Origin of the sequence: Bacillus sp. T3, assembly GCF_033449965.1 — a bacterium.
Classification (GTDB): domain Bacteria; phylum Bacillota; class Bacilli; order Bacillales; family Cytobacillaceae; genus Bacillus_BU.
In genome coordinates this window covers 4,302,245-4,327,740 of record NZ_CP137761.1, presented here as the reverse complement: position 1 = coordinate 4,327,740, position 25,496 = coordinate 4,302,245, and the positions used below count along the sequence as shown (strand labels likewise).

The following is a 25,496-nucleotide window of genomic DNA, read 5'->3' as shown; positions in this document are numbered from 1 at the left end:
TACTCCTATAAAAAACAATAGTTAATGGGAAGATAGAATTTTGCTGGTTTTTTAGCCGACTTAACATCCAGCAGTCATTGAAAGGAGGTTTGACCAATGCTAGGTAAAATTAAAAATGACTATTTTAGCTGGCTCTTTTTAATCAGTTTATTACTTTTGATATTAGAGGTTTTGTTTTTTAATAAAGGTCTTATCTTCTCGATATTAGTGGCTGCTGGAATGATTTATGTCGGTAGAAAGCGCCTTGAACGGAAATTTGGCAAATTTCTATTTTGGATGGGGATTTTGTTTTTAACGGTAAGTATTTTAGGAATGATTACCTTCCGTTTTCTTGTATTAGCTATTTTTATATATTTATTAGTCCAACTTGTGCAAACAAAGAAACAACCCCATATGGTTACCCCAATTGTAAAGGAGCCATCAACTGAGTCAGCAGGCGAGGAAATCATTGCTCGGGAACCTATGTTTAAAAATGTGATGTTTGGAGACCAAAAAACACCTGAGCACACTTACGAATGGGAGGATATCAATATCCAAACATGGATTGGGGATACCGTTATTGATTTAAGCTATACGGTCCTCCCAAGGGGTGAAACAGTCATCTTTATCCGCAATATGATTGGGAAAGTGCAAATATTAGTTCCCTATGATATTGAGGTAAGCGTGAATCATTCTGTCATGGTAGGAAATGTGGATATTCTGCATTATCATGGCTCGAAAATGTTTAATCAAAATATTCATGTTCAAACAGCTGATTATGAAACATCTGAGCAAAAAATAAAAATCATCACCTCAGTCATGATCGGAGATATTGAGGTGAGAAGGATATGAGCACAGTAGGCCGTCAAGTCATTAGCGGAATATTTATCTCTCTTCTATTATTTATTCTTATTACAATTGGCTATCTAATCGCTTTTCCAATTGCAGATTGGAGCGAGCTTTGGCAAAGGCAGGTATTGGATATTCCGTTTATTATTTCAATCCCGAGCATAACCATTGCATTTGGAATCTTTTTTGGGATTTTTTCAGGTTTGAATTGGCGCAGACAGCTTCAAGCTGTCGATCAACTACTTCATGAGCTTGAAGAAGGGCGTACTGTTGAGCCTAAAGAGCAAACTGGATACATTGAGATAGAGTCGATTAATAGACGAGTCGTCAAAATTCAAAAGCAAATGAATGAACAGGTTAAGCTGTCGCAAAAGCTTGCAACCGAAAGGGCGGAGGGTCAGGAAAGTCAGATTCAAGCAATCATCTCACAGGAACGAAATCGTTTAGCAAGAGAGCTTCATGACTCAGTAAGTCAGCAGTTATTTGCTGCTTCGATGATGATGTCAGCCATTAATGAAACGAAGTCCAATCAGGATGATCGAGAAACGAAACAGCTCAAGCTGGTTGAGCAAATGATCCATCAGTCGCAACTCGAGATGCGCGCACTCCTTTTGCACTTACGCCCTGTAGCATTAAAAGGAAAATCGCTTCAGGTTGGGATGAAGGAGCTTTTACAGGAGCTTTCGCAAAAGGTTTCCATGACGATCTCATGGAAGATAGAGGAGCTCTCGTTAGATAAAGGTGTGGAGGACCACTTGTTCCGTATCTTGCAGGAATCAGTTTCCAATACATTGCGTCATTCTAAAGCATCAAAGCTTGAAGTCCTGTTGATTGAACGGGATGATTTTATTATTTTACGGGTCGTCGATGATGGAATCGGCTTTGATGTTGAGAAAAGCAAAGCAGGATCTTATGGGCTACAAAATATATACGAACGTGCACTCGAAATTGGTGGTGCAACCAAAATAATTAGTATCCCTAAAAAAGGAACTCGTCTTGAAGTAAAAATACCTCGAATGGGAGAAGGGAAGGAAAGCAATGATTAAAGTAGTGTTTGTTGATGATCATGAAATGGTCAGAATTGGTGTTTGCTCTTATCTTTCTGCCCAACCTGATATTGAGGTGATTGGAGAAGCAGACAATGGCAAAACGGGTGTCGAGCTCGCTCTGTCTTTGCGCCCAGATATTATCTTAATGGATTTGGTCATGAAGGAAATGGATGGGATTGAGGCCACGAAACAGATTATTGAAGCTTGGCCGGAAGCGAAAATCATTATCGTAACGAGCTTCTTAGATGATGAAAAAGTGTACCCAGCACTTGAAGCTGGTGCAACGAGTTATATGCTGAAAACCTCTAAAGCGAGTGAAATTGCCGATGCGGTTCGCAATACATATCATGGGCAGTCAGTACTAGAGCCTGAAGTAACAGGAAAAATGATGCTAAAAATGCGCCAGAAGCAAACGCTGTTACCCCATGAAGAACTGACGAGTCGTGAGATGGAAATATTACTGTTGATGACCGAGGGAAAAACGAATCAGGAAATCGCGGATGAGCTATTTATTGCTCTAAAGACCGTTAAAACCCACGTTAGCAATATCCTAAGCAAGCTCGGAGTTCAGGACCGGAACACAAGCGGTGATTTATGCGTTTAAACATTCGTTAGTTCAATAATAAATGGGGGAAGTCTTAGGATGTTGTCTTGATGGCATGTATCTAGAGGCTTCTTTTTTGTAGTGTTTTTTTGGCTTTGTGTGGTGGTGAAGCTGGAGTCTATCGAGCCCATTAACCTGAAAAGTGACCCCGGAACGTAACGATAAGCGAGCTATCGTGCCCTTCGCTCGGAAAAAAGCCTATGAAAGGTAACGATAAGCGAGCTATCGTGCCCATCGCTCGGAAAAAAGCCCATGGAAGGTAACGATAAGCGTGCTATCGTGCCCATCGCCCGGAAAAAGGCCCGTAGAAGGTAACGATAATCGAGCTATCGTGCCTTCGCCCTGAAAAACGCTCGTGGAAGATAACAATCTACGCCCCCCACAACAAGGAGCCCGTCTTTTCTTAATAAATGTAAATATTCTCACTGCTTGTCACATAAGTTTAGTAAAAGGAAAGACAAACAGTAAGGAGAATAACAAAAACATGAATATGATTTTTCGTGGTACCTTGATGCTAATACTCGCAGCGTTTGTAAGTGAATGCGTGGAATTTCTGGTGAACATGACGCTGGCACGAGAATTAGGAGAAAGGGGGATGGGGCTTTATATGACCATCCTTCCGACTGTGTTTCTCATCTTTCTTCTGTCGAACTTCGAGATGCCTACGTCGATTTCGAAATTTATCGCGGAGAAAGATCCTAAATTTCACCGCAGTATGCTTTCGCATGCGCTTAGACTAGCGATTATCCTGACGTGTGTACTATTTATTGCGGCCATGTTTATTCTCCCATTTGTTCCGGTGTTTGATGCCTATGATCCTAGGATTCGCTGGCTTGTTGTCTTGTTAATTCCGATTGTCTCATTTTCATCGATTGCCAGAGGATTTTTCATGGGCATGCATCAAATGGGGAAAATAGCGGTCGCTAACTTTTTGCGAAAAATGGTTCAATTAGGTTTACTCATCTCGTTTTTTCTCTTTTTTGATTTTGAGATGCAGACCGCCTTACTCATTGCGCTCTGTGCATTCGTTGGAAGTGAATTAGTTGTTTTTCTGTATCTGATTCATATGTTTTTTATTCAGTTTAAACAGCTCAAGCAACAGTCCCACCAAAAAATAACAGGACAAGAGGTTCGGAAAAGCTTGCTGTCTGTATCTGTTCCAACAACATCATTAAGACTCTTCAACGCCCTAACAAATGCGATTGAGCCGTTTCTTATTAAGTACGCATTAGTCCAATCAGGCTTAACCGCAGCAGCAGCTACCGATCAATATGGATTAGTAGCAGGTGTCGCCATGTCAATCGGCTTTTTCCGGCCTTTATCGCCCACTCCCTTCTAATCGTCTTGATTCCAACTGTATCCAAGGCTTATGGAGACCATGATTTCGCGAAACTAAGAAAGATTTTAAAAAATGTGATGTTGGCAACGCTCATTTATGGGAGCATCGCCGTTTCCATCTTTTATTTCTTTGCAGAACCGCTCACAGCACTATTTTTCCATTCTAATTCCGCGGCTTGGTACTTGCAAATGCTCTGGCCTTTTTTCTTGTTTCACTATTTTGTGATCCCGATGCAAGCGTATTTGATCGGGCTCGGATTGATAAGGGATGCGTTTATTCATACAGTCTGGTCAACTTTATTCTCGTTCTCACTCATGTATTTCCTAGGGTCGTCTTACCAATTTCATATGGGGGGCATCATTATTGGTATGAACGGTGGGATTATTTTGCTAACGTTAATGCATTTTCTAACGATTTGTAAAAAAATCGGCATTTCCTTCCGAACGAATGAATCCTTCGAAGATCCTTTCCATAGAAGAATTTAATACTAAAAAAACCACATTCAACTTTGAATGTGGTTTTCTACTACATGAGGTTTAATCGTCACTACCTAAAATACCAAAAATCCGTAAAATATTGATGAACAAATTAATAAAGTCTAAATAAAGATTCAATGCCATCAATGGCACTTCTTCAGCGCTTACACCATAATGCTTCATGCGGTTAAAATCAAATAGGACATAGCCGCTAAAAACTAGGACTCCGATAAAGGAAAAGGCAAGCATTCCAGTTGAACTCAATGGCCAAATTAGATTAAAAATACTAATCGCAATAAGAGCAAGCAATGCAGCCATAAGCATGCCGCCTAAAAATGATAAATCACGCTTTGTTGTGGATGCATAGATCGCCAAACCTGTAAAAACAACAGCGGTTGTACCAAATGCCATAAAGACCGCGTTGGCTCCGATTAATGAAAGATAGTGGGCAATAATCGGGTAAGTCGTAATCCCAGAAATAAATGTAAAGACATACAGGAACGTGTAGCCTATCGCTTTTCTTTTGCGAAGGAAAAAGGCCCCAAGCAGCATGGCCAGCTCTAGAATCATTAGTGGCATAAATAATACTGGTGGAACAAATACTCCTGCCGCCATGCCAAGAACGGAAATCGCTAGTGAAAGAGCGAAGGTTCTTAACACGGAAGGTAAATACTCAATCTGTGAATGTGCGTACATGAAGTTCACCTCTTAATTGTTTTACTTAATCATACGATGATGATACAAGTTCGTTTCATATTTTTTAAAAAAATTACTGATTTTTATCTAGTGCACCTTGCTTTAGTAAATCACGAATTTCTTTAAGCAGTTCTTCTTTTTGATCAATCGTAACACCTGGTTTTGCTTCTTCTTTCTTTTTAAAGCGATTGAATATGCGAATCACTAAAAAGATGGCGAATGCAACGATTAAAAAATCAACAACGGTTTGGATGAAGGCTCCGTATTTCACCTCAGCTTTGGCAACGGTAATCGAAAGCTTACTAAAATCGATGCCACCCATTAAGAGACCAATTAATGGAACGATTATATCGTTAACGAGTGATGTGACGATTTTCCCGAATGCTCCACCTATAATGACCCCAACAGCTAAATCTACAACATTGCCTTTTAAGGCAAATTTTTTAAATTCCTGAAACATTGCTCTCCCTCCAACTCTAAGTGATAGCCTAGTTATAGTTTAACTGATTTGATACTAGATTAGTACCATTTGGCCTCTTTTCCATAAATGTCCGTTGACAGAGTGCCCATTTTTCCATAAAGTATAGATTGGAAATTCCCTGATATAAAGGAGGTTTTTTCATGGCTGGAAGACGTGATGAAGAATTAACCGATATTACCTTGCTTGGTAATCAAGGTACAAAATATTTATTTGAATACGCACCTGAAATTTTGGAGGCGTTTGATAATAAGCATCCAAACCGTGATTATTTCGTAAAATTTAATTGCCCAGAGTTTACAAGTCTTTGCCCAAAGACAGGTCAACCTGATTTTGCCACTATTTATATAAGTTATATACCTGGTGAGAAAATGGTAGAAAGTAAGTCATTAAAGCTTTATTTGTTTAGCTTTCGCAACCATGGCGACTTTCATGAGGATTGCATGAACATTATCATGAACGATCTAATTGCACTAATGGATCCGAAATATATTGAAGTATGGGGGAAATTCACGCCAAGAGGCGGTATTTCGATTGACCCTTACGTTAATTACGGGAAACCTGGAACAAAGTATGAGCAGATGGCAGACTATCGCTTAATGAATCATGATTTGTACCCAGAAACAATCGATAATCGTTAATACGATAATCATTCGAAAACTGAACAGTCAACATAAAAAAGGCAGCCAAAGCGGCTGCCTTTAATATTTGATCTTAAAAGAATGATAATTCTCTATTTTTTCAATTTCTTGCACTGCTAGATCATCTACGGTTGAAAAAGGATTTCCTCTACGTACATCTTCTAAAAACAAATGTAAATTATCGTCCGACCCTTGAGCGACTATTTCGACAGAGCCATCCTCACAATTTCGAACCCAGCCACGTATGCCGTACTGAATGGCTTTCATTTGTGAAAAATAACGAAAGCCTACACCCTGGACTTGACCGTAAACAGTTACATAGATTTGCTTCAATTCATTTCCCTCCGGTTAAACTACGTTGACGCATATTAAGAAGCTTATTATTTATAATGTAACTCTATTTGAAAGGGGTTGCAATGCAAAAGTTTTAACCTTTTTACCCAGTAAAATGAAAAATTCAGATAGAGTTATATAGATTTTAACGATAGGCTTTAGTTAAAACGCCCAATTACCATTGCGGAATACTGGTTCAATGTTTCCGTCTGCAGTGATACCGTCAATGTCCATTTCCGCGGAACCAATCATGAAGTCCACATGCGTAATGCTTTCATTTAAACCATTTTCCTGCAATTGCTCAGGCGTCATCGTTTTTCCCCTTCAATGCAGAAGGAATAAGCACTGCCAATTGCTAAATGATTTGACGCATTTTCATCAAATAACGTGTTATAAAATAAAATATTTGATTGCGAAATTGGTGATTGATAAGGAACGAGTGCTACTTCCCCTAAATAATGTGAACCTTCATCCGTTTCAACTAAGCGCTTAAGGATCTCTTCACCTTGTTCTGCTTTAACATCAACAATTCGTCCATTTTCAAATGTTATGGTAAAACCATCGATAATATTTCCGCCGTAGCTTAACGGTTTCGTACTGGATACTACGCCATTAACACCATTTTTTAATGGGACAGTGAAAACTTCCTCCGTCGGCATATTTGCCATGAATTCATGCCCCTGTACATTTGTACTTCCGGCACCAACCCACAGATGTTTTTCATTAAGTTCAATCGTTAAATCAGTTCCAGGTGCTTTATAATGCAGCTGTTTATAGCGCTTTTTATTTAAGTAGTCGACCTTTTCATGTAGATTGGCATCATGTTGTTTCCAAGCTTCCACGGGATCATTGCTGTCTACTCTTGTTGCGGTAAAGATAGCAGCCCAAAGCTTTTGAACTCGCGTTTCGGCTGGCTCCTCAGGGAACACCAATTGCGCCCATGCATCAGACGCAGCAGCAATAACTGTCCAGCTCACTTTATCGGTTAAAATGTATTTACGATATTCTGTTAAGGCTTTACCCGTTGCTTTTTGGAAATTGGCAATCCGTTCTGAATCGACTCCTTTTAATAAATCAGGACTAGAGGAAACAATCGACATAAAAGCAGCGCCGTTTTCAGCTAATTCCTCCAATTCCTTTGCTCGCCATCTTGGATACTCATGAAAAGACTCGTCAGGAGCTAAATCGTACTTCAATCTTGAAACAATATCATCGTTCCAATTAACGATTACATTTGCAGCACCATTTTTATAGGCCTTCTCAGCGACTAATCGAACCAAATCCTTTGAGTCAATCGTTGTGTTGATGACTAGCGTTTGTCCGGCTTGGAGATTGACGCCAACTTTTACCGCCAGCTCCGCATACTTTTCAAGGTTAGTTAGAAAATCACTCATTTATAACGCTCCTTTTCCAAAATATTCTTTACTAATTGTATCGATTAACGAAAGAAAAGGAAACTAAAAGCTCTAAGAATTAGCTTTACTAAATTTTCAGTGCTCTTTTTTTGTGGATTCAAAATAATGGTCTATAACTAATTTCCCCAATCAAACTATGGTATAGTAAACGGTACAAAGAACGGAAAAAGGAGCTAGAACAAATGGCAAAAAGTGTTGTAATTGCTGAGAAGCCTTCTGTTGCACGGGATATAGCAAATGTGTTGAAGTGCTCAAAAAAAGGAAATGGATTTTTAGAAGGGGACAAATTTATCGTGACTTGGGCGTTGGGACATTTAGTTACACTAGCAGACCCGGAAATCTACGATAATAAATATAAAACTTGGAATCTTGAGGATTTGCCAATGCTTCCTGAGCGGATGAAGCTTGTTGTGATGAAACAAACAGGAAAGCAGTTTAACTCAGTAAAATCACAATTAACTCGGTCAGATGTAACAGAAGTTATTATCGCAACAGATGCAGGGAGAGAAGGAGAATTAGTCGCACGCTGGATCATTGAAAAGGCTAATGTTAAAAAGCCAATCAAGCGTCTATGGATTTCTTCTGTAACGGATAAGGCGATAAAAGATGGCTTCGCCAACCTAAAGCCAGGCAAGGCATATGAAAATTTATATGCATCAGCTGTTGCTCGTTCTGAGGCTGACTGGTATATCGGCTTGAATGCAACGCGTGCCTTAACAACAAAATTCAATGCCCAGCTGAACTGTGGTCGTGTCCAGACACCAACTGTGGCAATGGTGGCTGCACGTGAGGATGAGATTAAGAACTTTCAAGCGCAAACGTACTACGGGATTGAGGCGCAAACCGATAGCTTAAAGCTTACATGGCAGGATGCAAACGGTAATAGTCGCAGTTTTAACAAGGAAAAAATCGATACGGTTGTAAAAGCACTTGGCAAAAAGGAAGCCACAGTAGTCGGAATTGAACGGAAAGCAAAGAAATCCTTTGCACCAGCTCTGTACGACCTAACTGAGCTTCAACGTGATGCTAATAAAATCTTTGGTTACTCTGCAAAAGAAACTTTGAACATTATGCAAAAGCTATACGAGCAGCATAAAGTATTAACGTACCCACGGACCGATTCACGCTATATTTCGTCAGACATCGTGCCAACATTAGCAGAGCGGCTAAAGGCCTGTGGAGTAGGCGAGTACCGTAGCCTGGCAAATAAAGTTTTAAACAAGCCGATAAAAACTTCAAAAGCGTTTGTGGATGACAGCAAAGTTAGTGATCATCATGCCATTATTCCAACGGAAGGTTATGTGAACTTCTCTGCTTTTAACGATAAAGAGCGAAAAATTTACGATCTTGTTGTTAAACGGTTCCTAGCTGTTTTCTTTCCTGCCTATGAATATGAACAATTAACAATTCAAGCGAAAATTGGCGCCGAGAATTTTATTGCGAAGGGGAAAACAGTCGTTCATGCAGGCTGGAAAGAGGTATATGAAAACCGCTTTGATGATGAAGAAACAGCCGATGATGTGAAGGAACAGCTATTGCCTCGGATAGAAAAAGGGGACGTATTAAAAACAAAATTGATTGCACAAACATCAGGGCAGACAAAGCCTCCAGCCCGCTTCACAGAGGCTACTCTTTTATCAGCTATGGAAAATCCGACTAAGTATATGCAAACAACCAGTAAAGAGCTGGCCAACACGTTAAAAGCAACAGGTGGACTGGGGACAGTTGCGACTCGGGCTGATATTATTGATAAGCTATTTAACTCATTCCTCCTTGAAAAACGCGGTGGAAAAGACATTTACATTACATCAAAAGGGCGCCAGCTCCTTGATTTAGTACCAGAGGAGTTAAAATCTCCAGCTACCACTGCTTTATGGGAGCAAAAGCTCGAGCAAATTGCAAAAGGGAAGCTAAAGAAAGACGTATTTATCAATGAAATGAAGCAGCATACTAAAGCGATTGTGGCTGTTATTAAAGCAAGCGAGAAGCGTTACAAGCATGAAAATATATCAACAAAGTCATGTCCGGATTGTGGAAAACCAATGCTTGAAGTGAATGGCAAAAAGGGGAAAATGCTTGTTTGCCAGGACCGAGAATGCGGCCATCGAAAGAATGTAGCCCGTGTGACCAATGCCCGTTGTCCACAATGTAAAAAGAAAATGGAGCTACGTGGTGAAGGCGAAGGTCAGCTATTCACATGTAAATGTGGATATCGGGAAAAGCTCTCATCGTTCCAGCAGCGCCGCCAAAAAGAATCGGGTGGAAAAGTCGATAAACGGTCAGTTCAAAAATATTTAAAACAACAGGAAAAAGAAGCAGAGCCGCTTAACAATCCGTTTGCCGATTTATTAAAAGGAATGAAGTTTGATAAATAAAGTATAGCAAAGGGGTCTGCCTTAACAATCTATCTATGTCTATGATTGGTTGGGGCAGCCCTCTTTTTGTTACTCACTACACTTCTTTTACTTGAGAATCTGCATATGATGTAAACAAGGAAATACAGAATACTTCATCTATTTTTATCATAGAGGCTTTCTCCATTAAATATTGGTAATGGAGGGAAATATGGATGCTCCTATTAACGGGTCAGACTTTAACATTGGAAGAGCTAGCGGCGACCCTAGAAGGAAATGTGAAGGTTGTTGCGGACCAACGAAGTCTTATGAAAGTAGAAAAAAGCCATCAAATTGTCGAGAAGATTGTGGCAGATAAAAGGATCGTGTATGGAATTAATACAGGCTTTGGAAAGTTCAGCGATGTTCTGATTCATTCAAAAAAAACAAAAGAATTACAACTCAATTTAATTCGCTCCCATGCCTGTGGGGTGGGGGAGCCCTTCCTGGAAAAGGTGTCTCGATTAATGCTGATTTTAAGGGCAAATGCCTTACTAAAGGGTTTTTCCGGAGTCAGGCCGATTGTCATCAACATGCTACTAGACCTGGTGAACCTAAAGATTCATCCCGTCATCCCACAGCAGGGCTCATTGGGGGCAAGTGGGGATTTAGCCCCCTTATCCCATCTAGCCTTGGCACTGATTGGTGAAGGGGAAGTCTATTATCAAGGAAGTACAGTCCCAACGAGCTACGCATTAAAGCAAGCAGGTCTGAGTCCGCTAGCATTAGAAGCGAAGGAAGGTCTTGCGTTAATCAATGGGACACAAGCGATGACGGCAATGGGGATTTTGACGTTTTTAGAATCAGAAAAGCTAGCATATCAAAGTGAGCTAATTGCGGCAATGTCACTCGAAGGTCTTAGAGGAATTATGGATGCTTTTCGTGAGGAAGTTCATTTCGCGCGTGGATACAAGCAGCAAATCGAGACGGCTAGGCGGATAAGGACTTATTTGCATAATAGCCGTTTGATTACCCGTCAAGGCGAATACCGTGTTCAGGATGCCTATTCACTTCGCTGCATTCCTCAGGTACATGGCGCAACATGGCAGGCTTTAGATTATGTCAAAGAAAAATTAGAAATCGAGATGAATGCGGCATCTGACAATCCACTTATTTTTGATCAACAGGTTATTTCTGGAGGGAATTTTCATGGACAACCGATTGCCTTGGCGATGGACTTTATGAAAATTGCCGTAGCCGAGCTTGCCAGTATTTCCGAACGGAGAATTGAACGTTTAGTAAATCCGCAATTAAATGATTTACCGCCATTTTTAAGTCCTGGAGCCAGGACTACAATCGGGAGCAATGATTCTTCAATATACTGCGGCAGCCCTTGTGTCAGAAAATAAGACATTAGCTCACCCTGGCTGAGTGTTGATTCTATTCCTTCCTCGGCCAATCAAGAGGACCATGTTAGTATGGGAACGATTGCTGCCAGACATGCTTATCAAATTGTCCAAAACACAAGAAATGTTGTATCGATAGAATTTATTTGTGCGATGCAGGCTGTTGATTACCGTGGCATTGATCATATGGCAGATAAAACTAGAGCGTACTATATGGAAGGACGTAAGAAAGTAAGTTCGATTCAGAGGGATCGCATTTTTTCTAGTGATATAAAAGAATTGTCTAAGTGGCTAAAAGAAGAGGATATCTCGAATAAAATAAGGCTGTCGTGAATGTTCACGTCAGCCCTATTTACATTAAGTATTATCCTCGCCGTCAACTCGGTTTTTAAACGCCTCCTGGACAACAATAAACTCTTCGTCACCTATGCGTTCCTTTGAGTGTTTTTCGGTGATTCTGTTGTCAGGAAGATTACCAGGATGACCTTTTTTCTTATGCTCAAAGCTCTTACCACGTCCCAAATTCTCCACCCCTTTCTATCCATTTGTAGCTTTCCCAAAAATGCAAATTTGATGTGAAGAAGGAGGGAAAATCTTTGTGAAAAAGTTCACAAATCATCCACATACAAAAAGAATACGTCTGTTATATAATCAAATTGTTCAAAGGTTCACATACCCCCATGTAAACTTAGATAATAAACCCTTTTAAATGATGCTTTCCCCCCAGGAGCATCATTTTTTCCTTTTATGTAGAATACTCCTTTCCATAAAAAAACGGGCATCTAAATGATGACCGTCTGGATATATGTTTATTCATTGCTTTCTTCTGTGGGTACTTCCGGCTTCTGAGACATGGTCAAGAAAGAAACCAAACCCTACCATAACCGCAAGAGGAAATACGATATTTAATACGTTCCAAACCGTCATGGAAATACCTCCTAAATATAGTGATTATTATTTTTAGTCCTTCTATAACTAATTTTATCTGAAATTTCAGATAATAGACACAAAAAGTTCATAATTAATCTAAATAGTTTTCGACAGCTTCCTTTCCTCCATAAGTACTATAGTTTTGAAAAGATAATCTCGTCTATTATGTGAAAAATGTCCATATCATCATTCAGTAATGAGTAATAATTATTGAGAATTTGTCATTTTTTGTATAAAAAATATTTATAATTTTTACAAAATTTTGTACATTTCCCAAATAAAACATTGTAAAATAGAGAAAAAGTAAGAAAGGGCAAACCTATTGAAAAATAGGGACGCAAAGTCACAGATCTAAGGTCTTATTAGGTGTAATGTACTAGGATGGCTGGGCTTCCAAATTTATGGAGGAACAAAATGACAAAGCATTTATTAGTAAATGGTGAGTTGGATGTTGAATGGGTACAGCTAATAATGGAAGCGTTAGAGATGGGAATTGAAAAAGATGAAATTCGGACGTTTTTGAAGGAAAAAAGTAACAATTAATAATATGTAATCTGTTTTCTTTTAAAAGCCCTGGTATTTCAAAGAAAAGCGGAGCGGAAGAAGAGGGAATTTTACAATCTAGAAATAAATAAAAAGAGGCTGCGCAGCCTCTTTTTATTTATTTTGGTTAATTTTCCATTTGTTAAATTCCAAGTATTCACGAAATTGGTCTTTCGTAACACCAGAATCCATTGCTTCTTTGACTAAATCAATCCAATCCTTGTCTAATTGATCAGTGTTTTGTTTATTAAGGATAAAATAATCAACAGATACGCCAAGGACGGTTGCTATTTTTTCTAGGAATTGAATAGAGGGATTAGATTGTAGATTGCGTTCTAATGAACTTAAATAAGACTTCGCAACACCTGCTTGATCAGCAAGCTCTGTTAGTGACATTTTCTTCTCAAGACGAAGCCTTTTTACTCGATCACCTATCATTAAGCTTCACTCACCTTATTCATATATAATGATATTATATCAAAGCTAGGATAAATGTTCCATGCAGCGAACGAAAATTTTGTTGGAATAACTTGTATTTTGACTGAAGTGTACGAAGCTAAGAAGAAAGAGATTAAACTAGTTAAATGATATACTGTATGGTATGACGCTAATCGAAGCATGTATTTACATATAACATTTTACTACTGTTGGCTAGAAAGGTGGAGGAATTATGATTGTATTAAAATCTGAAAGGGAAATTGCAGGAATGAAAAAGGCTGGTGAAATTCTAGCTGCTTGCCATAAAGAAATTGCGAAGATCATTAAACCAGGGATTACAACGTGGGAAATTGATCAGTTCGTCGAAAGCTTTTTAAAGCAAAAAGGAGCAACTCCCGAGCAAAAGGGGTATAAAGGATATCAATATGCAACCTGTGCGAGCATCAATGATGAAATTTGCCATGGATTCCCACGAAAGCAACCATTAAACGAAGGGGATATCGTAACAATTGATATGGTAGTGAATTATAATGGCTCTCTAGCTGATTCTGCATGGTCTTACGGTGTTGGGAGGCTGCCAGATGAGACGGCCAAGCTCTTACATGTTACGAAGATGGCATTATATAAGGGAATTGAACAAGCAAGACCAGGGAATCGTATCGGTGATATCGGTCATGCCATTCAAACCTATGCAGAAGGCGAAGGATTTTCCGTTGTTCGTAACTTTATTGGGCATGGTATTGGGGCAGTTATTCATGAGAAGCCCGATGTTCCACATTTTGGACTTCCAGGTAAAGGTGGTCGGATAAAAGAAGGAATGGTATTCACGATTGAGCCTATGATTAATGTCGGAAGCTATGAATCGAAGATGGACAATAATGGCTGGACAGCACGGACCATTGACGGGAAGTATTCCGCACAATATGAACATACGATTGCGATTACGAAAGCTGGCCCAATCATCCTAACTGAGCAAGAAGACTAATTTCAACCATCATACAAAAAAGGGGTGGCAGCACCCCTTTTTTGTCCATCATTATTTGCGGAGGCTTCCTAATTCCTCAACGATTGCTTGCATTTCACTAATACTGAAATTTTCTTTTTTCATGACTAATTCGTAAATATCCTTGAGCTCCTCGTACATTTCCTCATCAAAATGGGATGGTTTGATCGCACCGAAGTTCATTACTCTCAATTTTTCTTTTATTTTCTCAATCATGAATTCTACATTTTCAACTGACTTCTGGGATAAATTCACACAGTTCATCCTTTCACAAGTAATAAACCCATCTTTTCATGTTCAGAATTGAAAGTCAACGAAAACAACCCCATTGTCGCTTGAAAGTAACTTATAATATAGAGAAAATATAGGTTAAGGAGGAAGATAGATGAAGAAGGTTTTATTCGTGTGTTTGGGCAATATTTGCCGTTCGCCGATGGCTGAAGCGGTGTTTCGAGATCTTGTAAGTAGGGAAGGCTTAGAGGATAGAATAGAAATTGATTCTGCGGGAACTGGGGACTGGCACATAGGTCATCCGCCTCATCAGGGAACAAGAAAAATATTAAACGAAAATAATATTAGCACTGAGGGCCTTGTTGCAAGAAAAATTAAAATAGAGGACCTAACAGAGTTTGATTATATTATTGCAATGGACCTGGAAAAATCAGGATGATGTTGAAGACTTAAGGCAAGCATCACATCATGCTCAAGTATTTAGATTGCTCGATTTATCGAAGCTCCACAATGGCAAGGATGTCCCGGATCCATACTACACAGGCAACTTCGATGAAGTGTTTCAATTAGTAAAAGATGGCTGTTACGAGCTGCTGCAAAAGATAAAGGCGGAGCTTTAAAAGGAGGAAAAAACATGGGCGAAGCAAGGAACTTCTGGAAAGGTATTATTCTTGGGGCATTGGCGGGTGGAGCTTTAAGTCTGCTCGATAAGCCGACTCGGAATGCGGTGGCAACTAATTGCAAGAAGGCGACGAAGAATGTTGCTCATATGATTCAAAATCCAGGTGAAGTGGTTGACAAAGTAAAAACAACATCCGAGCAGGTCAGACAAACGATTGAGCAGGTTAGCGATGATATTTTCTTTATTAAAGAAAAGGTTGAGGAATTAACGGAGGCCACTCCACATGTTGTTAATGTGGTAAAAGAAACAAAGGATGTATTTTTCGATATCAAAGATACATATACTGAAACGGAGCATAATCCCCAAGACAAGCAAAGTTAAATTAAGATTTTGAGAAGAAAAGGTGATCAAATCGTGTCTATCAATACAGCGATCATCAAGCATTTGTGGCTGCGAATCGGAAGAGATGATATTTCAGGGTTGTCCGCACAATTAGCTTACTTTTTTTTGCTTTCGTTATTTCCGTTATTAATTTTTTTAGTGACATTGCTCCCTTATTTTTCAATGACCCAGGAATATTTGCTTAGCTTTATTAAGGACTATGCGCCAGGTGACACGGCGGTGTTAATTGAGACAAGCTTATCCGATATCCTGGACAAAAATGGGAAACTATTGTCCTTCGGGGTAATTGCTACCTTGTGGTCCGCATCAAATGGAATTCACGCCATCGTCGCTGCCTTTAATAGAGCATACGATGTCCTGGAAAACCGATCCTTTATCGTCGAAAGAGGGATTGCGATTTTGTTGACGATTGGGATGATAATGGTGATTGTTGTTGCCTTGCTTCTCCCGGCTTTTGGAAGGCAAATTGGTTATTTTCTTTTTTCCGAATTTGGATTCTCAGAGCAGTTTCTTAAAGTCTGGAATGCATTGCGTTGGGTTTTCAGTTCAATTTTTCTTTTCTGTGTGTTTACTGGACTGTACTGGATTGCCCCTAATAAAAGATTGACCTGCTTAAGTGCGGTTCCAGGAGCTGTTTTTGCTACCGTAGGCTGGATTGTAACATCGTTGGCATTTTCCTATTATGTTGGGAACTTTGCCAATTATTCTGCGACATACGGCAGTATTGGCGCGATTATTGTTTTGATGATTTGGTTTTATTTATCCGGATTTATCATTATTTTAGGCGGCGAAATCAATGCGTTTTACACAGTAAGAAAGGACAATTGCTAAAAATCCCTTAACTTACCGCTAGTAAGTTTCCTGTTCCGATTCAAAATAAAGACGTGGAATCGCACCACATCTTTTAACGGAGGGATCAGTCATGACGAAGCATACAAAAAAAGACGGCGGGACAAAACAAAAAGGGAAAAAGAATCATCCAAAACAAAAAACCTCAGGCTCAGCCAATGGATCTAACGGTTATCACTAAAATAAAAACGGGAAGCCTTGCGTGCTTCCCGTTTTCTGTTAGGTTGATTTTGTTTGCCAGTTGCTTTCAGGCCGGAATCCTGCTATCGCAATAAAGATGAGCAATAACATCGTACTAATGACGTAGAAAAAAGCTCCGTTTGGCAAAAACTGAATCGTAAGTCCTCCGATAAAGGGCCCGCTAATACTGCCAAGGCTATAAAAAATCCCACACATTAAATTCCCGGCTGGAAGTAATTCTCTTGATAACAAATCAGCCATATAACTAATTCCGAGTGAGAAAGTCGAGCCCACAAGCATTCCCGCGATAAAGAAACAAATCGTTAGTCCGATGACTGAATCCTGCAGAAGCCCTGCGATCGTAAAACAGCCAAACCCAAGCAGCATAATCGTCGTTAAAATATGTTTACGACCAAATTTATCGCTCAGCATCCCGAGTGGTAATTGGAATATAATTCCGCCGATCGCAAACGAAGGCAAAATGAACGAAACCGCACTGACACCTAGCCCGGTTCGAAGTGCATAAACAGGAAAATTCCCATTTAATGACGCTTCCAAAAATCCATACCCAAAAGGAGGAAGAAAGGCGACCCAACCATATTTAAACACCTTCCCAAACCGCTTGAAAACACTAAAGAACGATTGGTTATCTCCCACTTGTTCAGGAAATTCATTTTTCAATAACCAAACCGTACCCCAAGCCATGAGGGTAAGAATGGATGACACAATAAACGGAAGGGCCTCATTTACATATACCAGCCTTGTCATAAATGGTCCAACTGCAAAGCCAAGTCCGAAAAATAACCCGTATAAAGATAAATTCCTGCCGCGTTTATGGGCAGGTGAAAGGTATGTGATCCACGTTTGTGTGCCAAAATGAAGCATATGATCGCCAATGCCAATAATTAAGCGCAAAATAAACCAAAACCAAAACGATTTCCAAACGGGAAATAATGCAATCGAAATAACGACAGATAGACCGCCTGTTAAAATGATTGGCTTATAACCAAGCTTCCGTAATAATCCCTCCATAAAGGGAGCAATAAAGAGTACACCAAGATAAAGAGCAGTAGCATTTAAGCCGTTTAAGGTTGAGGAAACACCTGCCTCTTCAAAAATAATCGCAATAAGCGGGAGAAGCATCCCTTGCGAATAGCCTGAAATAGCGACGATCCCAATTAAAATCCAGAAACGGGCTTGTGAGTTTATATTCATTATTATATCTCCATAATATATTTCCTTTCATGATCGTATAGGGTAATGGAATACTTTGCAAGAAATATGGAACTTTATATTTCATCTACTAAAAAAATAGTGTAATCTCTTAATTGGGTGAGGAAATAATTTCCTATGTTAGAAAAGGAGTAGTTGAAATGGTAAATAAAATCTTTATGATACTGACTTTTGTTGGTGTTCCTTTATCGGTTATCGGAACCCTTCTGCACTGGCCAAGTATCCTTCTATTTGTTATTTATTGCTTAACGATCATTGCCTTGGCAAGCTTTATGGGACGAGCAACCGAGAGTCTGGCGATTGTTACCGGACCGCGAATTGGCGGCTTGCTCAATGCCACCTTCGGAAATGCAGTTGAGCTCATCATCTCGATTTTTGCTTTAAAAGCTGGATTAATTGGCGTTGTCCTTGCTTCCTTAACCGGTTCGGTGCTCGGGAATTTACTTCTCGTTGCTGGTTTATCATTTTTTATTGGCGGCCTCAAATTTAAACGTCAGAAATTTAACGTTTATGATGCCAGACATAATTCTGGATTACTGATGTTTGCGGTGTTCGTAGCGTTTGTCATTCCTGAAGTTTTTTCACTAGAAATGAATGAAGCCAAAACAATTAACTTAAGTATTGGAATCTCTGTCATATTAATTGCACTTTATTTATCGGCACTATTTTTCAAGCTTGTTACACACCGCGGGGTTTATCAGCATGGTGATAGTGGGGCAGAAGAGCATCATGAAGAAGAACCAGAATGGAGCAAAGGTAAGGCGATTGCGATTTTGGCTTTAGCAACTGTTGCCGTTGCCTATGTTTCAGAAAAGCTTGTACATACATTTGAATCTGTTGCTCATTCATTTGGCTGGACTGAGCTATTCATCGGGGTTATCATCGTTGCGATTGTCGGAAATGCTGCCGAGCATGCTTCAGCGGTCATTATGGCGTTTAAAAATAAGATGGACATCGCGGTGGAAATTGCGGTTGGGTCAACATTACAGGTCGCAATGTTTGTTGCACCTGTGTTGATGCTTGTTTCTTTATTCTTTCCAACTCAAATGCCGCTCGTGTTCACGATGCCAGAGCTTGTCGCAATGGTATCATCGGTCTTGTTGATGGTTATTCTCTCAAACGATGGTGAAACAAACTGGTTTGAAGGCTTAACCTTACTTGCCGCCTATGTCATTATGGGCATCGGTTTTTATTTATTATAATTTTTTTTGTGCCTTGCGCGTTTCATAAGCAGGGCACTTTTTTTGTTTATTTTCCTTAGCAGGGAACGAATGATTATTTTTTTCGCTGTTTGAGGAATCGATGGATAATTTTTATGGACTCCGAAAAAACTAGTCATATCGATTGATAGGATATGAAGGGAGTTTGACATTGTGAGAAAATTATTATCCATTTTGGCACTATGTAGCTTAATTATGCTTTCATTCTTACCTCAAACCTTTGCCGAAAATGAAAAAGGAAAGCCGAGTCAACCGAAAGCTCAAAACGTTGAACAATATCATGTTCCAAACTCAGTTAAAAATATTGCAAAGGAAAATACGTATCCGAATCCAACACAGGATATGCCACTATTACAGCCAAGTGAATTAACAAAAAAATTGCTTGAATCTACAAAGGTGAAAATTGAGAATCCGGATTTAATCCGTATGCTCAATGAGTCAAACATTAACAGCACACCATTTGCTATAGGATATCGAGCCGTTATTTACCTAGGTCAGTGGCCATTAAATTACGAGTCAGTCGAAACCGCTCCCAACTGGGAATATCAAAAAATCAATACAAACTATTACGACAACCGTGGTGGCAACCAGCCATATCAAACGCACTATGTACAGGAGGCACAGAAGCTCATTCGTGGCGGCCTCACTACAAAGATTCCAAATTCTGAGGATGTTAAAAAAATGATGCTGTTAAAGGCAATGGAAAAAACAAAACTTCCACTAGCATTTGAAACCGTAATCGGATTGGGTACTAAAAATGACCAAATCTACAACATCCCGCCGAAACGTCTAGGCTATTTGTATGGTTTCGCCCCAGCCGTTAATGAAAAGGGCAAAGTCACCTACGGCGAAGTCTATTTAATGCTCAAAGGCAATAAAAAGATTATCGTCATTAAAAACGTAACCTCTCAAGGGGTTGGTGCATGGATTCCGATCCAGGATCATGTATCGTTCAGCTTTGCTGCTGCTGAAAGACCGCGGTAATGGTATGTGGGACAAAACGGTGGCTTGAGCTTGGTGATATTATTTACATTGGCCGATAACTGGGCAGAGAACTAGTTCAGGTCAACTCTATTGTAGTCTGTGAGATTTTCCACTTTGGCCGATAAAATTGGGAATAAGGTCGATAAATCATGGAATAGGGTCGATAAACTTTAAAATAAGGTCGATAAAACTAAAAATAGGGCCGATAAGCTGGACCGGTCATCTCTTTAGGGTGTGACATTATCCAAATTGACCGATAAAATTGGTAAAGCGACCGATAAATTTCGTGAAGCGACCGATAAAAAATTCAAAGCGACCGATAAAAATCCAAATGGAACCGATAAAAAATTTTGGACATTAAAAAAACGCCCCAGTGGCGTTTTTTTCACGGGTTTTCACCACCCAAATCAGGGAATAATAGAAGAAAACATTGCGCATTGTCGTTTTTTTCGGTAGGATGGTATCGAAACTGAAAGGGGAGAACGTTTTGGGTAGCAAAATCCAGGATAAAAACCAACAGGTTGATTTTTTAAAGCATCGCTTAAATATGTTTATCGATGTCCTTGATGCAATTGATCCAGAAGATGCTGATTTAGAGGATATCGACCGTCTTATTTCATTTATTGATGAGCTCGAATCCAAATGCCGTGAATTTAATAATCGTGATTTAGACGAAGAATAGCCGGGACACCAACCTGGCTATTTTTTTTATGGAAAAATAGCCTACAAAAGGATGAAAGCATCATTCCAAGAAATCTGACATGGTTCCCCAATTCCTGATACTTTTCATCTAATCTCTATCAGAGTATAATAGACATTGTTGACAAATAATAAAAATATTCAAACTATCGAAAAACTTTCGAACCATGAGGAAGGGGAAACCAAATGAACATCGAAAAGTTTCAGGAGAGTATGTATCAACTCATTGTTGAAACATCTACAAACCTGCCAAAGGACGTTCGACGTGCAGTTGCTGCTGCGAAAGAACGTGAAAGCGCTGGCACAAGATCAGCAATGAGCTTAGCCACCATTACGAAAAACATCAAAATGGCGGACGACAAAGTGTCGCCAATCTGCCAGGACACGGGAATGCCAACGTTTAAAATCAAAACTCCTGTTGGTGCTAACCAAATCGAAATGGCAAAAGCAATCAGGGCAGCGATTGCACAAGCTACTAAGGACGGTAAGCTTCGCTCTAATTCCGTTGACTCCCTCACAGGTGACAACACAGGCGACAACCTAGGTGAAGGAACGCCGGTGATAAAATTTTACCAATGGGAAAATGATTACATCGATGCGCGCCTTATTTTAAAAGGGGGCGGCTGTGAGAACAAAAACATCCAATATAGCCTTCCTGCTGAAATTGAAGGACTTGGACGTGCTGGCCGTGATTTAGACGGAATCCGCAAATGCGTTCTTCATTCAGTTTATCAAGCACAAGGTCAAGGCTGTAGCGCCGGCTTTCATCGGCGTTGGAATCGGTGGCGACCGTACGTCAGGTTACGAGCTAGCAAAAGATCAACTTTTCCGCTCAAACGATGACGTGAATCCGAATGAAGATTTACGTAAGCTTGAAGAATATATAATGGACAAGGCTAACGAGCTTGGCATTGGAACAATGGGCTTCGGCGGCGAAACAACACTACTCGGCTGTAAAGTCGGTGTATATAATCGTCTTCCAGCTAGCTTCTTCGTTTCCGTTGCATACAACTGTTGGGCATTCCGCCGTCAAGGTGTAAAAGTAAATCCGGAAACAGGCGAAATCAACGAATGGTTGTACCAAGAGGGTGAAAAAATCGATTTTGCTGAAACAGAAGCGGCACAAGAAGTGGCTGCATCTACTGAAACAGAGAGCAATGTCGTAACCCTTCAAGCACCAATTACCGAAGAGCAAATTCGTGCCCTTAAAGTTGGGGACGTTGTAAAAATCAACGGCTTAATGTATACAGGCCGTGATGCGATCCACAAATATTTATCTGAGCGCGATGATGCGCCAGTAGACTTAAACGGTCAAATTATTTACCACTGTGGACCAGTCATGCTAAAAGATGAAGAAGGAAAATGGCATGTAAAAGCAGCTGGACCAACAACCAGTATCCGTGAGGAGCCATACCAAGGTGACATCATGAAACGCTTCGGTATCCGCGTCGTTATGGGTAAAGGCGGCATGGGACCTAAAACGCTTGCTGCACTTGAAGAGCATGGTGGCGTATACTTAAACGCAATCGGTGGCGCTGCACAATACTATGCAGATTGTATTAAATCAGTAGATGGCGTTGACCTGCTTCAATTCGGTATTCCTGAAGCGATGTGGCACCTTCAAGTGGAAGGCTTCACAGCCGTTGTCACAATGGATTCACACGGTAACAGCCTTCACAAGGATATTGACCAATCCTCATTAGAAAAATTAGCTCAGTTTAAAGAAAAAGTATTTTAATGTAAGCAGGACCAGCGTGCCGCTGAAAGGCATACTGGTCCTTTTTGTTTAGGTTTTATATGGTTATTTTTGGAAGAGAGTACGACGATAATCAATTTTTATTTGAACCTAGTGGGATATTAGGTTGAAGAAATTATTGGTGATTTTCTCGGGCTTTACTTGGGCGTAAAGGGATTTAAGTCGATAATTAATCGTCGGACTTGGCGGAAACTGTACCCTTTTTCATTCGCCTACTTTATAAAATAAAATCCAATGCCATGTTTCCAAAAATCCTGGGAATAATAAAGACGGTAATGCACCAACCATTAAACAACTAGAACAAAACAACGTTGGAGGATGACAATGAAACTAGGTTATCGGCATCTCGTACTGATCTTATTCCTGATGCTGGGAATGGCTACAACAGCATATGGTCAATATAGTAATGCCCCCATCCACTGGGGCTTTAAAAAGGAGTCGACGGCAAGCCGGCCGATGCCGGAAAAATGCTCGAAGACATTATCGAACGTCACGGCGCCTACTATAAAGACGATACAAACTCAAAGGTACTCTACTTAACCTTTGATGCGGGCTACGAAAATGGCTACACCCCACATATCCTTGATGTTTTAAAACAAGAAAAAGTCCCGGCCACCTTCTTTGTTACCGGTCAATACTTAAGGAGCTCCCCCAAACTTGTTAAGCGGATGGTGAAAGAGGGGCATATCATTGGAAATCACTCGTGGCATCATCCTGATTTTTCAAAAATAAGTGATGAGCGCATGGAGGAAGAACTAGAAAAGGTTCGCAAAGAAACGGAAAGGCTAACCGGGCAAAAGCACATGATGTACCTGCGCCCGCCACGCGGTGTGTTCACCGAAAGAACGCTCGCAAAGGCGAAAGAAATGGGCTACATCCACGTATTTTGGTCACTTGCGTTTATTGATTGGAACAAATACGAGCAAAAGGGCTGGAAATATTCTTATGACAACATTATGCGTCAGGTCCACCCTGGCTCCATCATCCTACTCCATTCCGTCTCTAAGGATAATTCCGATGCGCTTGAGAAGGTTCTTCAGGATTTAAAAAGCGATGGTTACAAGTTCAAAAGCCTAGACGATTTAATCTTGAATAATGAGCAAAAAGAACATATGCTATATTAACGTAGAATGTTCGCGATTTCCCCGGATAGTATACCTGGGTTCTTTTTGCTACAATAGAAGATATGCATAATGAAAAGGACGGACTTTCAAACGTGTGGCAAAAGAATACAACAATTAAAGGACCTTATACCTTTAAAAAAGCTATATAACATGAATAGAAAACAGACGATTGAAGAAATGGAGCAATACAAGAAAGACTGGGAACCGTACTTAAGCTACGCTTCATTATACCTATGGAGTATCATCGAATAAATTGGAGTGAGAAAATCATGCAAAAACAAGAAACAGTAAAATTAACCCCGGGACAAACCTTCCCGTTAACGATTAAACGTTTAGGAATCAATGGTGAAGGCGTCGGATATTTCAAACGCCAGGTCGTATTCGTACCAGGTGCCTTGCCTGGCGAAGAAGTCGTCGTCGAAGCAACCAACATTAATCCAAAGTTCGCTGAGGCAAAAATCAAAAAGATCCGTAAGCCGTCCGAGCATCGCGTTCAACCACTTTGCCCAGTTTACGACCAATGCGGCGGCTGTCAGCTTCAGCATTTATCCTATGAGCAACAGCTCAAGGAAAAGCGTGACATCGTCATTCAATCATTCGAGCGCCATACGAAATTACCACTCGATCAGCTTGATATTCGTCCAACGATCGGCATGGAGAATCCTTGGGGCTACCGTAACAAAAGTCAGTTCCAAGTCGGTATGAGTGCGACTGGAACTGTCCTTGCTGGGTTGTACGGTATGAACTCGCATCAGCTTATCGACATTCACCAATGTGCCGTTCAGCACCCACAAACAAATAAAGCAACAGAAACGGTTAAGAAAATATTACAGGATCTCCAGATTCCTATTTATAATGAGAAAAAGCGTAAAGGCATTGTTCGCACGATTGTGGCAAGGGTCGGAGTTCAATCGGGTGAGCTGCAAATCGTGTTAATCACATCCCAAAAGGAACTTCCGAAGAAAGAGTATCTGGTCGAAAGAATCATTGATGCGCTTCCTGATGTAAAATCGATCATGCAAAACATAAATGGTGCAAAGACTTCACTCATTTTTGGCGGGGAAACAGTTGCGTTAGAGGGAGAAGAGTTTATTCAAGAAACACTAGGTGATTTGTCTTTTGAGTTATCTGCACGGACATTCTTCCAGTTAAACCCAGAGCAAACAGTGAAGCTTTATGACGAGGTTAAGAAAGCGGCTGCGTTAACTGGTGTTGAAAAGGTTGTGGATGCTTATTGTGGTGTCGGTACAATTGGTTTATGGCTTGCCAATCAAGCTGGTGAAATTCGCGGTATGGATATCATTCCTGAATCGATTGAGGACGCAAAGAAAAATGCCAAACGGCACGGCTTTAACAATACAAAGTATGTACCGGGTAAAGCGGAAGAGGTTCTGCCGAAATGGGTGAAAAAGGGTTGGAAGCCGGACGTAATAGTGGTCGACCCACCAAGAACAGGACTAGACCAGCAGTTGTTGAATACGATTTTGCAGGTTGAACCGAAGAAGGTTGTTTATGTGTCCTGTAATCCGTCGACATTGGCGAAGGATATTCAGGTGTTAAGTTCGAAGTTCAGTGTAGAGTATATTCAGCCGGTTGATATGTTTCCACAGACTTCTCACGTTGAGTGTATTGTTAAACTTATTTTATTTTAGTATAAAAAAATTGCCCAGTCTTATGACTGGGT

Annotated in this window: 20 protein-coding genes, 8 pseudogenes and 1 riboswitch; of the genes and pseudogenes, 20 read left to right on the top strand and 8 right to left on the bottom strand. The window is 40.2% G+C overall.

The features are described from left to right. The first annotated feature begins 96 nt into the window (after positions 1–96). From liaF to RGF10_RS22185, 4 genes and pseudogenes are all read left to right on the top strand, one after another. Positions 97–831 (top strand): cell wall-active antibiotics response protein LiaF, encoded by a 735-nt coding sequence (gene liaF / locus RGF10_RS22200; RefSeq protein WP_318505833.1) that lies wholly within the window; start codon positions 97–99, stop codon positions 829–831. Beyond that, positions 828–1,874: a sensor histidine kinase gene (locus RGF10_RS22195; protein WP_318505831.1), complete on the top strand. Its 1,047-nt coding sequence runs from the start codon at positions 828–830 to the stop codon at positions 1,872–1,874. Before liaF ends, RGF10_RS22195 begins: the two co-directional genes overlap by 4 nt. Next, positions 1,867–2,500: pseudogene (locus RGF10_RS22190) on the top strand (response regulator). Before RGF10_RS22195 ends, RGF10_RS22190 begins: the two are co-directional and overlap by 8 nt. A 465-nt stretch (positions 2,501–2,965) precedes the next feature. Beyond that, positions 2,966–4,305 (top strand): annotated as a pseudogene (locus tag RGF10_RS22185) (polysaccharide biosynthesis protein). 51 nt (positions 4,306–4,356) lie between these two features. Here the strand turns inward: RGF10_RS22185 and RGF10_RS22180 are convergent. Both RGF10_RS22180 and mscL read right to left on the bottom strand, forming a co-directional pair. Continuing rightward, a complete protein-coding gene (locus RGF10_RS22180; RefSeq protein WP_318505830.1) occupies positions 4,357–4,992 on the bottom strand; it encodes a Bax inhibitor-1/YccA family protein in 636 nt (211 codons plus the stop codon). A 73-nt stretch (positions 4,993–5,065) separates the two neighbouring features. Then, the gene (gene mscL, locus RGF10_RS22175; protein WP_318505828.1) at positions 5,066–5,452 is read right to left on the bottom strand and encodes a large conductance mechanosensitive channel protein MscL; all 387 of its coding nucleotides are present in this window, start codon (positions 5,450–5,452) and stop codon (positions 5,066–5,068) included. A 161-nt stretch (positions 5,453–5,613) separates the two neighbouring features. Here mscL and queF point away from each other — a divergent pair, with 161 nt between their 5' ends. Next, entirely contained in the window at positions 5,614–6,111 is a 498-nt protein-coding gene (gene queF / locus RGF10_RS22170; protein ID WP_318505826.1) for a preQ(1) synthase, read from the top strand. A gap of 60 nt (positions 6,112–6,171) precedes the next feature. Here the strand turns inward: queF and RGF10_RS22165 are convergent, their stop codons facing one another. Both RGF10_RS22165 and RGF10_RS22160 read right to left on the bottom strand, forming a co-directional pair. After that, on the bottom strand, positions 6,172–6,444 hold the full coding sequence (locus tag RGF10_RS22165) for an acylphosphatase (protein WP_318505824.1): 273 nt from the start codon (positions 6,442–6,444) through the stop codon (positions 6,172–6,174). A gap of 162 nt (positions 6,445–6,606) precedes the next feature. Continuing rightward, positions 6,607–7,838, bottom strand: a pseudogene (locus tag RGF10_RS22160) (aminopeptidase). A gap of 203 nt (positions 7,839–8,041) precedes the next feature. Here RGF10_RS22160 and RGF10_RS22155 point away from each other — a divergent pair. Together RGF10_RS22155 and hutH are read left to right on the top strand one after the other, a co-directional pair. Further along, the gene (locus RGF10_RS22155) at positions 8,042–10,234 is read left to right on the top strand and encodes a DNA topoisomerase III (protein ID WP_318505822.1); all 2,193 of its coding nucleotides are present in this window, start codon (positions 8,042–8,044) and stop codon (positions 10,232–10,234) included. Positions 10,235–10,428: 194 nt separating this feature from the next. Further along, positions 10,429–11,931, top strand: a pseudogene (gene hutH / locus RGF10_RS22150) (histidine ammonia-lyase). Positions 11,932–11,955: 24 nt separating this feature from the next. Here hutH and RGF10_RS22145 read toward each other — a convergent pair. Next, on the bottom strand, positions 11,956–12,120 hold the full coding sequence (locus RGF10_RS22145; protein ID WP_318505821.1) for a hypothetical protein: 165 nt from the start codon (positions 12,118–12,120) through the stop codon (positions 11,956–11,958). A 710-nt stretch (positions 12,121–12,830) separates the two neighbouring features. Next, a riboswitch (cyclic di-GMP riboswitch) is annotated at positions 12,831–12,926 on the top strand. Between the two features lie 16 nt (positions 12,927–12,942). Here RGF10_RS22145 and RGF10_RS22140 point away from each other — a divergent pair. Then, entirely contained in the window at positions 12,943–13,071 is a 129-nt protein-coding gene (locus tag RGF10_RS22140; protein ID WP_318505819.1) for an anti-repressor SinI family protein, read from the top strand. A gap of 114 nt (positions 13,072–13,185) precedes the next feature. Here the strand turns inward: RGF10_RS22140 and RGF10_RS22135 are convergent, their stop codons facing one another. Further along, positions 13,186–13,509, bottom strand: coding sequence for a helix-turn-helix domain-containing protein (locus RGF10_RS22135; protein WP_318505817.1), 324 nt, complete (start codon positions 13,507–13,509; stop codon positions 13,186–13,188). A 232-nt stretch (positions 13,510–13,741) separates the two neighbouring features. On the opposite strand from RGF10_RS22135, the gene map reads away from it, so the two are divergent. Beyond that, complete coding sequence (gene map / locus RGF10_RS22130; RefSeq protein WP_318505816.1) at positions 13,742–14,494, top strand: type I methionyl aminopeptidase; 753 nt, start codon at positions 13,742–13,744, stop codon at positions 14,492–14,494. A gap of 51 nt (positions 14,495–14,545) precedes the next feature. Here map and RGF10_RS22125 read toward each other — a convergent pair whose 3' ends face one another. After that, positions 14,546–14,767, bottom strand: coding sequence for a DUF1128 domain-containing protein (locus tag RGF10_RS22125; protein WP_318505813.1), 222 nt, complete (start codon positions 14,765–14,767; stop codon positions 14,546–14,548). A 130-nt stretch (positions 14,768–14,897) separates the two neighbouring features. Here RGF10_RS22125 and RGF10_RS22120 point away from each other — a divergent pair. The 3 genes and pseudogenes from RGF10_RS22120 to RGF10_RS22110 all read left to right on the top strand — a co-directional run bounded on the left by RGF10_RS22120 (position 14,898) and on the right by RGF10_RS22110 (position 16,598). Beyond that, positions 14,898–15,363: pseudogene (locus RGF10_RS22120) on the top strand (low molecular weight protein-tyrosine-phosphatase). Positions 15,364–15,377: 14 nt separating this feature from the next. Then, positions 15,378–15,746 carry a YtxH domain-containing protein gene (locus RGF10_RS22115; protein ID WP_318505811.1) on the top strand — a complete coding sequence of 123 codons (369 nt, stop codon included), beginning with the start codon at positions 15,378–15,380 and terminating at the stop codon, positions 15,744–15,746. A gap of 30 nt (positions 15,747–15,776) precedes the next feature. After that, on the top strand, positions 15,777–16,598 hold the full coding sequence (locus RGF10_RS22110) for a YihY/virulence factor BrkB family protein (protein ID WP_318509646.1): 822 nt from the start codon (positions 15,777–15,779) through the stop codon (positions 16,596–16,598). 237 nt (positions 16,599–16,835) lie between these two features. Here RGF10_RS22110 and RGF10_RS22105 read toward each other — a convergent pair whose 3' ends face one another. Beyond that, positions 16,836–18,011 carry an MFS transporter gene (locus RGF10_RS22105; RefSeq protein WP_318505809.1) on the bottom strand — a complete coding sequence of 392 codons (1,176 nt, stop codon included), beginning with the start codon at positions 18,009–18,011 and terminating at the stop codon, positions 16,836–16,838. Positions 18,012–18,169: 158 nt separating this feature from the next. On the opposite strand from RGF10_RS22105, the gene cax reads away from it, so the two are divergent. The 8 genes and pseudogenes from cax to rlmD all read left to right on the top strand — a co-directional run bounded on the left by cax (position 18,170) and on the right by rlmD (position 25,464). After that, on the top strand, positions 18,170–19,231 hold the full coding sequence (cax, locus tag RGF10_RS22100; protein ID WP_318505807.1) for a calcium/proton exchanger: 1,062 nt from the start codon (positions 18,170–18,172) through the stop codon (positions 19,229–19,231). A 213-nt stretch (positions 19,232–19,444) separates the two neighbouring features. Further along, positions 19,445–20,233, top strand: a complete 789-nt coding sequence (locus tag RGF10_RS22095; protein WP_412176759.1) for a YfkD famly protein — start codon at positions 19,445–19,447, stop codon at positions 20,231–20,233. 249 nt (positions 20,234–20,482) lie between these two features. Further along, entirely contained in the window at positions 20,483–20,689 is a 207-nt protein-coding gene (locus tag RGF10_RS22090; protein WP_318505803.1) for a hypothetical protein, read from the top strand. Between the two features lie 31 nt (positions 20,690–20,720). Beyond that, positions 20,721–20,915 (top strand): SE1561 family protein, encoded by a 195-nt coding sequence (locus RGF10_RS22085; protein WP_318505801.1) that lies wholly within the window; start codon positions 20,721–20,723, stop codon positions 20,913–20,915. A gap of 203 nt (positions 20,916–21,118) precedes the next feature. Continuing rightward, positions 21,119–22,670: pseudogene (locus tag RGF10_RS22080) on the top strand (fumarate hydratase). A gap of 384 nt (positions 22,671–23,054) precedes the next feature. After that, positions 23,055–23,812 (top strand): annotated as a pseudogene (pdaA, locus tag RGF10_RS22075) (delta-lactam-biosynthetic de-N-acetylase). 132 nt (positions 23,813–23,944) lie between these two features. Continuing rightward, positions 23,945–24,064: pseudogene (locus RGF10_RS22070) on the top strand (DNA-3-methyladenine glycosylase 2 family protein); the annotation flags it as partial. 17 nt (positions 24,065–24,081) lie between these two features. Beyond that, positions 24,082–25,464 carry a 23S rRNA (uracil(1939)-C(5))-methyltransferase RlmD gene (gene rlmD, locus RGF10_RS22065; protein ID WP_318505799.1) on the top strand — a complete coding sequence of 461 codons (1,383 nt, stop codon included), beginning with the start codon at positions 24,082–24,084 and terminating at the stop codon, positions 25,462–25,464. Positions 25,465–25,496 lie beyond the last annotated feature (32 nt).